Source organism: Ruegeria sp. AA6, assembly GCF_056542865.1.
The window spans coordinates 1-7,334 of the sequence record NZ_JBQGAN010000056.1 but is presented as its reverse complement, the minus strand read 5'-3'; the positions used below and the strand labels follow the sequence as shown (position 1 = coordinate 7,334).

Genomic DNA, 7,334 nt, shown 5'->3' with positions numbered 1-7,334 from the left:
CGCGGGCAACGCCCGCGCTGCCGGGCCCAACGGGAGGAGAGGTCTTGTAAAAGACCTTGACGACGGACGGGAGCCCCTGCCCCCTTGTGCCGCACGGGTGCCATCCGTATTTAGGCGGCAAAGCGTATTACAGGAGAATACTGATGCTCAAAGGACTAGGCGGTCTGGGCGACATGGCCAAGATGATGAAATCCGCACAGGATTTGCAGACCAAGATGACGGACATGCAGGAAGAACTAAACAACCTGATGGTTGTCGGCGAATCCGGCGCTGGCCTCGTGAAAGCGACCGCAACCGCCAAAGGTGAGTTGAAAGGTCTGGACATCGACCCGTCGATCTTCAATGGCGACGACAAGGAAGTGGTCGAGGACCTGATCCTGGCGGCCATCAAGGACGCCCAAACCAAGGCTGCCGAGCGTTCTCAGGCCGAGATGGCAAAACTGACCGAAAGCATGGGCCTGCCCGCAGACATCAAGCTGCCGTTCTGATAGACACTCCTGACGACCCCAAGGCCGGACACCTTTGCCCGGCCCATTTGCAGGAGCCCGCGCCGTGAGTTCGAACAGCGATATCGACAACCTGATCGACCTGATGGCCAAGTTGCCGGGCCTCGGCCCCCGCTCGGCCCGTCGTGCGGTGCTGCATCTGATCCGCAAACGCGCCCTGCTGCTGACGCCCCTTTCGGACGCGATGCAGCAGGTCGCGGCCACCTCCCGCGAATGCCTGAACTGCGGCAACGTCGGCACCACCGATATCTGTGACATCTGCGACAGCGAGGACCGCGCGACCGGAGAACTGTGCGTGGTCGAGGACGTTGCCGACCTCTGGGCGATGGAGCGCGCGGGCGTCTTCAAGGGCCGCTATCACGTTCTGGGCGGAACACTTTCAGCGTTGGACGGCGTCGGCCCTGACGAGCTTCGCATCCCCCGCCTCAAGGATCGAGTGACGGCCGAGGGCATCACCGAGATCATCCTCGCCCTGAACGCCACCGTCGACGGCCAGACCACCGCCCATTACATCGCGGATCAGTTGGAGGGACAGGTCCGCCTGACCTCATTGGCGCAAGGCGTGCCGATTGGAGGTGAGCTGGATTATCTGGATGACGGGACGATTACGGCGGCGTTGAGGGCGCGGAAGGAGTTGTAGGTTCCCAATTGCATCGGTGAGACTTAAATGAAGATTGGAATACCATTCAAAGCATTCGCCATAGCAGCGGCCAGTCTTGGCTTTTCCGGCTCGGTACTGGCTGACAATACTGAAAAACTCAGATTAGCTGTGTTCTCTGCAATGAACAAAGACACACTAGACGCATTTTATGAGGCTATCGCTAACAATAATGATAACGTAGATTCTGAGGCGCGACCCTTAGAAATCGACGAAACAGACGTTGTTGTCCTCTTATTGGACAGTTGGAAGGATGTTGATCGTGTTCCACCAACAAAGGTGCTGTCTCCGCTTTGGAGCAAAGTGAAAAACCTTCCAGATGATGCAGTGAGAAACAGAGCCACGGCAACGAGAAGCGATGGCACGAAAATTCGTTTCATCTTCTATTCCCTTAGTGCCACAGGTTACAAATCTCTTGCGTGCTATGCCGAAGACGTCGCAGCCGTTCTTCGTGATGACCTTAGCGTACTAACTTCGGATACCTGCCAATAAACGTTAGCAAACCTGTGGCCGTACTCACGTAGATATTCTTACCATTGGCTTATTTTCGACGATGGAAACTAGCAAATTTCTTAATAATGCCGATAAACCTTTCTGTAACAGATCATATCTTCACGCATTCAGGACGTTTCCAATGACCCGCCTTCTCGCCCTCACCTTCGCCACCTTCACCGCAACCGCCGCCTTGTCTCAAGAACTCATCGACAAGGGCTTTGTCGAAGGCTGGAACATCATGATGGACCCTGCGCTTGGCAACGGGTGCCTGATCCAGACGGTGTATCAGGACCTCTCGGTGGTGCGGATCGGCTATGACGCGCTGGACAATCGCGGGTACTTCGCCGTTTTCAACAAGGCCTGGGGTGAGATCGAGCAGGGCAAAAGCTATCCGATCCGGTTCGAGCTGGACGGCAAGAGCTTTGACGCCACCGCCCTCGGTTTCAATCAGGGCCGGGTACCAGGGGCGACCGTCTTCTTCACCGACCGGAGTTTCGTCAACGCCATCGCTCAGAACAGGACGATGACCGTTTACAACCCAGCAGGCGAAGTGGTGATGGCGATTGATCTGAAAGGCACAGCCAAGGCGCTGGAATATGCACGGGAATGTCAAAGCGGCGAGCTTTAACGAATCGGATCGAACAGGGCGTCCTTTGCCGTGCAATCCTTGATCACGTCGCGGCCACAGGTCACCGGCTCAAGATCGCGGGACAGACACAGGCGCACTTCTTCGATGTAACCCTGCTTACAGGTGACGGTAATCATGTCACGGTCCAGCGCGGGGTTGGCTTTCAGAAACGCTTCTTCCACCACCGAGGCGGGCAGTTTGACCGACGAGTCCAGCTTGCGGAAAACCTGCGGTCGCTCGACCTGCGCGTAAGCCTGCCGTGACAGAGCGAAATAATCCGGCGCGGACAGTCCTGAACAGGTGCCGTGTTTCTTCCATTGATGCCACGCCAGTCCGGACGAGCCCTGAATATCCGCCATATTACGGGTCATGCGGCGCGTTGGCGGTGCCTCGGGTGTGCGGCAAAACGCGGGCCAACCCTGATGGTATTGCGGCCAGAGCCCGTGCAATATCCATCCGTGGTCATGGTGTGCGTCGCATTGATCCGACCCGCGCGCATCGCCTTCGCGGGCACACCAGTTGGGTGACCAGCTGAGCGACAGGACATAGTAGTCGAACTCACCTGCCTTTTCGCCATCCGCCAACGCGGTCGCTGCGCTGAACGTCCACAAAACAAGCCCCAAAACCCGCCGCAGCATTCGCCTCTTCCCTTCTTGACTTGCCGCGACTATATAGGCCCCAAGTTCCCCGACAACGGAAACCTGCCCCAAGACCAAGGGGCCGCCGAATTCCGGCGACGGGACAGATGTATTTATAGGAGACGGGCTGATGGCAAAACCGCTTATGGCCAAGGCAACAGCCGTATGGCTGGTGGACAACACCACGATCAGCTTCAAGCAGATCGCGGATTTCGTAGGCATGCACGAATTGGAAGTGCAGGGAATCGCCGATGGCGATGTGGCCGCTGGCGTCAAAGGGTTCGACCCCATCGCCAACAACCAGCTGACCCAGGAAGAGATCGACTCGGCGCAGAACAACCCGCTGCACAAGCTGAAGCTCAAGTTCAACCCAGCCGCCTCGGGCGAGGAAAAACGCCGTGGTCCGCGCTATACCCCGCTGTCCAAACGTCAGGACCGTCCGAACTCGATCCTGTGGCTGGTCAAGTTCCACCCCGAACTCAGCGACGGCCAGATTGCCAAGCTGGTCGGCACCACCAAGCCGACCATCCAGTCGATCCGCGAGCGCACCCACTGGAACATCGCCAACATGCAGCCGATCGACCCGGTTGCTCTGGGCCTGTGCAAACAGTCGGAACTGGACGCCATCGTTCAGAAAGCCGCTGCCAAGAAAGCGGCCGAAGGTGGCGTCATGAGCGATGACGAACGCCGCAAGCTGGTTTCGACCGAGCAGTCTCTGGAAATGGATGCTGCGCCGAAAATCCCGACCGCCATCGAAGGTCTGGAAACATTCTCCTTGTCCGACGAACCCGTCGAAGAAAAAGAGGACGAGCCGATCATCGACGCCGACAGCTTCTTCAACCTGCCCAAAGGCGGGGCCGAGGAAGAAGACGAAGACGATCTGCGCCCTTAACGCTCAGATAGCCCCGGCCTGAACAGGCTGGGGCTTTTTTCACAGGGAAATCATGCTGACTATTCTGTCCAAGATTTTTGGCCCGCACCGCGCCGTGTCTATCTATGCGTTTCTGAAAACATGGGGTTTGTTGGCGCTTGGCATTGTCGGCACCATCACAATTGCAACCGTGCTCCTGATTATCAATGACGATGGCACACACGAACATGACTCGTACCTGACAGTATCGGTTCTGTCGGCGACTCCGGTAAACGGGGATCTGAAATACGGCGTCATAGCCTCGGTTCAGTTGCCCGATGGCTCGGCCACGTCCATTAACGAACCCAAAGAACATGTCGCGCGAACCGTCGGCACCACCGCCTGCGTGGAAAAACGTGTCTTCGTCGAAAGTGGCGAGGCGCGGTACAGGTTCAAAATGCCGAGCCTCTGCGAGGCCAACCAATAAGCAAAACCGCCCGGAGGCACCTCCGGGCGGTTTTTCCTTTAGATCATCTGGAACAGGATTCCAGCTATGATCGCGCCGGTGATCCCCAACCCCAGATAGGTGGCAAAGACCTTCGGCTTGACCAGCGACCAGACCGCTGCCATGGCCGGGATCGAGCTGACGGCCCCAGCCACCATGAACGACATCGCCGCACCCGCGCTCATCCCCTGTTCGGTCAACCCCGCCAACAGCGGCGGTGCGACGTATGAGTTCAGATAAGCAGGCATTCCAACCAATGCTGCGATCACGATGGGAACGATCCCTTCACCCCCAACCACACGGGCGATCAGATCGGCGGGCACGTAGCTGACCAGCAACGCTTCTAGCACATAGGCCAATGCCAGCCATTTCAGAAGGAACAGCCCGTTGTGAATGAACTCTGACTTGAACCGCTGACGTCGCTCGGGCTCGTGCCAGAACCGCCAGACGGGTTTTTCGTCCTGCTTTGGCCCACACCCACAGCAGCCAGCCGGTTTGTATTCGCGCAAGGGCTCGGCAAACGCGCCCGAACGTGTCAGTCCCCGAACAACGAACCCTCCGAAAAGCCCCAGCGCTACTGCAGCAACAGCTTTGCCAATCGCAAAGGGCCAGCCCAAAGCACCAGCAGTAATCAGCAGGGTCGGCGGATCGATCAGAGGGGAACTCAGCCAGAATGCCATCACAGCGGACAAAGGCGCACCCAAGGCCAGCAATCCGGCAATGAACGGAATGACCTCGCAGGAGCAGAATGGCGCCAAACCGCCGAACAGCGCGGCCAGAAATATCATCCGCGTCTCGCGCCCTTCAAAGGCGCGCGCGACCATCACCTCGGCCCCGGTCGCCTTCAGATAGGACAGCAACAAAACGGCAAACAGGATGTACTGACCTGTATGGGCCAGTGCCTTTGCGGCAAAGGTCACGACTTCGCCCCAATTATCTGGGTCCAGCACGGCTACGGCAACAAGGATGGCGACGATCAGCGCCCAGGGCGTTTTGATCAGCTCAAGCACTTTAACCGACGCCTTGGGGTTTTGTGTCAACTCAGCCATCGTTCGCAGCCTTTTCCACTTCGTCCGCGCAGCATTCGGCAAGAATAAACTGCGCCAGATCTCTCAACTCGTCATAACAGGCACGGTTGATCGTACTGCGCCCGACCTTCTCTTGCTCCACCACCCCACCGGCAGCCAGGAACCGAAGGTGATGCGCTAATGTCGACGGGGCGATGCCCGTCCGCTCTTGAATCTCTCCAACGGTAAGCCCCGCCTGCCCGGCCCGAACCAAAGTCTTCAAGACCTTCAGCCGGGCCTCGGACCCCATCGCTGAAAACCCTGCTGCAGCGGTTTCCCACATTTCATCCACTCCATTAAACTATACTTCTAGTTATTTAGCTAAGTGGGTTTGACGGGTCAACCCATAAGTCACAAAATCTCGAGAAATCCGTAAGTCCAGATTGCCCTGCCAATAAGTCCAACCTATAAGGCCGCATGGCAATATCGGTCGACACATTCTTTCTTGAGCTCAATGGACAAGGCACACTGCAGGCACAGATCCAGCAGATGATTGCCGAGGGCATTCTGTCGGGGCGCTTTCACGTCGGAGAAAAGCTGCCATCCTCGCGCAAACTGGCAGCGCATCTGGGTGTCAGCAGGATTACCGTGACGTTGGCCTATACTGAATTGCTCGCCAATGACTACCTGACCGCAAAGGGGCGCTCGGGATACTATGTATCGCAAAACGCGCCGGTGCCGCCGAAATACACCCCGCTTCAACGCAGGGCCGAAACAGTTGATTGGGACAAGGCACTGGCTCGCCGGTTCTCGGGCGGAGACATGCTTTCGAAACCCGCCGACTGGCGCGACTACCGTTATCCCTTCATTTACGGGCAAGCCGACCGAACCTTGTTCGACCATGCCAATTGGCGGCTCTGCGCGGTCAGGGCATTGGGGCACAAGGATTTTGCGTCGCTGACCGCCGATTACGTAGATCAGGACGACCCGTTGCTGGTTGAATTTATTGCCCGCCACACCCTGCCCCGCCGCGGCATCGCAGCCCGACCCGAAGAGATTCTGATCACTATGGGCGCGCAAAACGCGCTGTGGCTGGCGTCACGCATTTTGCTGACCCACAATCGCAATGCGGTGATCGAAAACCCCTGCTACTATTCACTGCGCAGCCTGCTGGAGCATTGGGATTGCGATGTAACGCCATTGCCCGTTGATCGGGACGGCCTCCCCCCGGATGATTTGCCCCGCAATACCAACGTAATATTCACCACCCCAAGCCATCAAAGCCCGACAACAGCAACCATGCCTGTCGATCGTCGGCACAAACTGCTGGAACGAGCGCGCGAACTTGACGCGATGGTGGTCGAGGATGACTACGAGTTTGAAATGGCCTTTCTGGGCGCACCTTCTCCGGCGCTCAAGTCCATGGATCGCGACGGCCGTGTGATATATGTTGGCAGCTTCTCAAAATCGCTTTTTCCCGGTTTGCGGCTGGGCTACATGGTCGGTTCCGAGCCGTTTATCCGCGAGGCGCGGGCGCTGCGCTCATTGGTGCTGCGCCACCCGCCCGGGCATATGCAACGAACGGCGGCCTATTTCCTGTCTCTCGGCCACTACGACGCCCAGATCAGGCGAATGTCCAAAGCGTTGGCACAACGGCGCAAGGCATTGGACGACGCTATCGAGCAACATGGGCTGACCGTCGCCGGGCGCGGCATTATGGGCGGCTCGTCTCTGTGGATGTCTGCCCCAGACAATGTTGACACGTCCGTACTGGCGCGAAATTTGCAGGGGCAGAGCGTCCATATCGAACCCGGTGCGTCGTTTTTCTCCGGGCCAAATCAACCGCGGAATTTTTACCGCCTTGGATACTCCTCGATCCGGCAGGACCGCATCGAACCGGGTGTGAAACTGATCGCGGATGCCATCCGCACCTATTAGCGCCAGACTGGACCTAGCCCGCCTTTCGTTCTGGCCCTAACGCCGTGTTGTTTGATGGGTCAAAACCGTATTCAAAGGCGGGGCGGTGTGTCCGGCCGTTTTCTATATG

Annotated in this window: 10 protein-coding genes; 7 read left to right on the top strand and 3 right to left on the bottom strand. The window is 57.8% G+C overall.

Going from position 1 to position 7,334, the window contains the following annotated elements; all coding sequences use genetic code 11:
* Positions 1 to 143: 143 nt before the first annotated feature.
* From ACR0LN_RS23680 to ACR0LN_RS23665, 4 genes are all read left to right on the top strand, one after another.
* Positions 144 to 488 (top strand): YbaB/EbfC family nucleoid-associated protein, encoded by a 345-nt coding sequence (locus ACR0LN_RS23680; protein WP_170387688.1) that lies wholly within the window; start codon positions 144 to 146, stop codon positions 486 to 488.
* 64 nt (positions 489 to 552) lie between these two features.
* Positions 553 to 1,146, top strand: a complete 594-nt coding sequence (gene recR / locus ACR0LN_RS23675; protein ID WP_480433186.1) for a recombination mediator RecR — start codon at positions 553 to 555, stop codon at positions 1,144 to 1,146.
* 27 nt (positions 1,147 to 1,173) lie between these two features.
* Positions 1,174 to 1,656 (top strand): hypothetical protein, encoded by a 483-nt coding sequence (locus tag ACR0LN_RS23670; protein ID WP_480433184.1) that lies wholly within the window; start codon positions 1,174 to 1,176, stop codon positions 1,654 to 1,656.
* 142 nt (positions 1,657 to 1,798) lie between these two features.
* Complete coding sequence (locus ACR0LN_RS23665; RefSeq protein WP_480433183.1) at positions 1,799 to 2,287, top strand: hypothetical protein; 489 nt, start codon at positions 1,799 to 1,801, stop codon at positions 2,285 to 2,287.
* Here ACR0LN_RS23665 and ACR0LN_RS23660 read toward each other — a convergent pair.
* Positions 2,284 to 2,925, bottom strand: coding sequence for a ribonuclease T2 family protein (locus ACR0LN_RS23660; protein ID WP_480433182.1), 642 nt, complete (start codon positions 2,923 to 2,925; stop codon positions 2,284 to 2,286). The genes ACR0LN_RS23665 and ACR0LN_RS23660 overlap by 4 nt on opposite strands.
* 130 nt (positions 2,926 to 3,055) lie before the next feature.
* Here ACR0LN_RS23660 and ACR0LN_RS23655 point away from each other — a divergent pair, with 130 nt between their 5' ends.
* Positions 3,056 to 3,817, top strand: coding sequence for a DUF1013 domain-containing protein (locus tag ACR0LN_RS23655; RefSeq protein WP_480433181.1), 762 nt, complete (start codon positions 3,056 to 3,058; stop codon positions 3,815 to 3,817).
* 52 nt (positions 3,818 to 3,869) lie between these two features.
* Positions 3,870 to 4,262, top strand: a complete 393-nt coding sequence (locus ACR0LN_RS23650; RefSeq protein WP_480433179.1) for a hypothetical protein — start codon at positions 3,870 to 3,872, stop codon at positions 4,260 to 4,262.
* 38 nt (positions 4,263 to 4,300) lie between these two features.
* Here ACR0LN_RS23650 and ACR0LN_RS23645 read toward each other — a convergent pair whose 3' ends face one another.
* Positions 4,301 to 5,329 (bottom strand): permease, encoded by a 1,029-nt coding sequence (locus ACR0LN_RS23645; protein ID WP_480433177.1) that lies wholly within the window; start codon positions 5,327 to 5,329, stop codon positions 4,301 to 4,303.
* The gene (locus ACR0LN_RS23640) at positions 5,322 to 5,630 is read right to left on the bottom strand and encodes an ArsR/SmtB family transcription factor (RefSeq protein ID WP_480433175.1); all 309 of its coding nucleotides are present in this window, start codon (positions 5,628 to 5,630) and stop codon (positions 5,322 to 5,324) included. Before ACR0LN_RS23640 ends, ACR0LN_RS23645 begins: the two co-directional genes overlap by 8 nt.
* Positions 5,631 to 5,764: 134 nt before the next feature.
* Here ACR0LN_RS23640 and pdxR point away from each other — a divergent pair, with 134 nt between their 5' ends.
* On the top strand, positions 5,765 to 7,225 hold the full coding sequence (gene pdxR / locus ACR0LN_RS23635) for a MocR-like pyridoxine biosynthesis transcription factor PdxR (protein ID WP_480433174.1): 1,461 nt from the start codon (positions 5,765 to 5,767) through the stop codon (positions 7,223 to 7,225).
* Positions 7,226 to 7,334 lie beyond the last annotated feature (109 nt).

Coding starts and splice junctions, on each gene's coding strand:
- ACR0LN_RS23680 (WP_170387688.1), top strand. CDS start 144: ATGCTCAAAGGACTAGGCGGTCTGGGCGACATGGCCAAGATGATGAAA.
- ACR0LN_RS23670 (WP_480433184.1), top strand. CDS start 1,174: ATGAAGATTGGAATACCATTCAAAGCATTCGCCATAGCAGCGGCCAGT.
- ACR0LN_RS23665 (WP_480433183.1), top strand. CDS start 1,799: ATGACCCGCCTTCTCGCCCTCACCTTCGCCACCTTCACCGCAACCGCC.
- ACR0LN_RS23660 (WP_480433182.1), bottom strand. CDS start 2,925: ATGCTGCGGCGGGTTTTGGGGCTTGTTTTGTGGACGTTCAGCGCAGCG.
- ACR0LN_RS23655 (WP_480433181.1), top strand. CDS start 3,056: ATGGCAAAACCGCTTATGGCCAAGGCAACAGCCGTATGGCTGGTGGAC.
- ACR0LN_RS23650 (WP_480433179.1), top strand. CDS start 3,870: ATGCTGACTATTCTGTCCAAGATTTTTGGCCCGCACCGCGCCGTGTCT.
- ACR0LN_RS23645 (WP_480433177.1), bottom strand. CDS start 5,329: ATGGCTGAGTTGACACAAAACCCCAAGGCGTCGGTTAAAGTGCTTGAG.
- ACR0LN_RS23640 (WP_480433175.1), bottom strand. CDS start 5,630: ATGTGGGAAACCGCTGCAGCAGGGTTTTCAGCGATGGGGTCCGAGGCC.
- pdxR (WP_480433174.1), top strand. CDS start 5,765: ATGGCAATATCGGTCGACACATTCTTTCTTGAGCTCAATGGACAAGGC.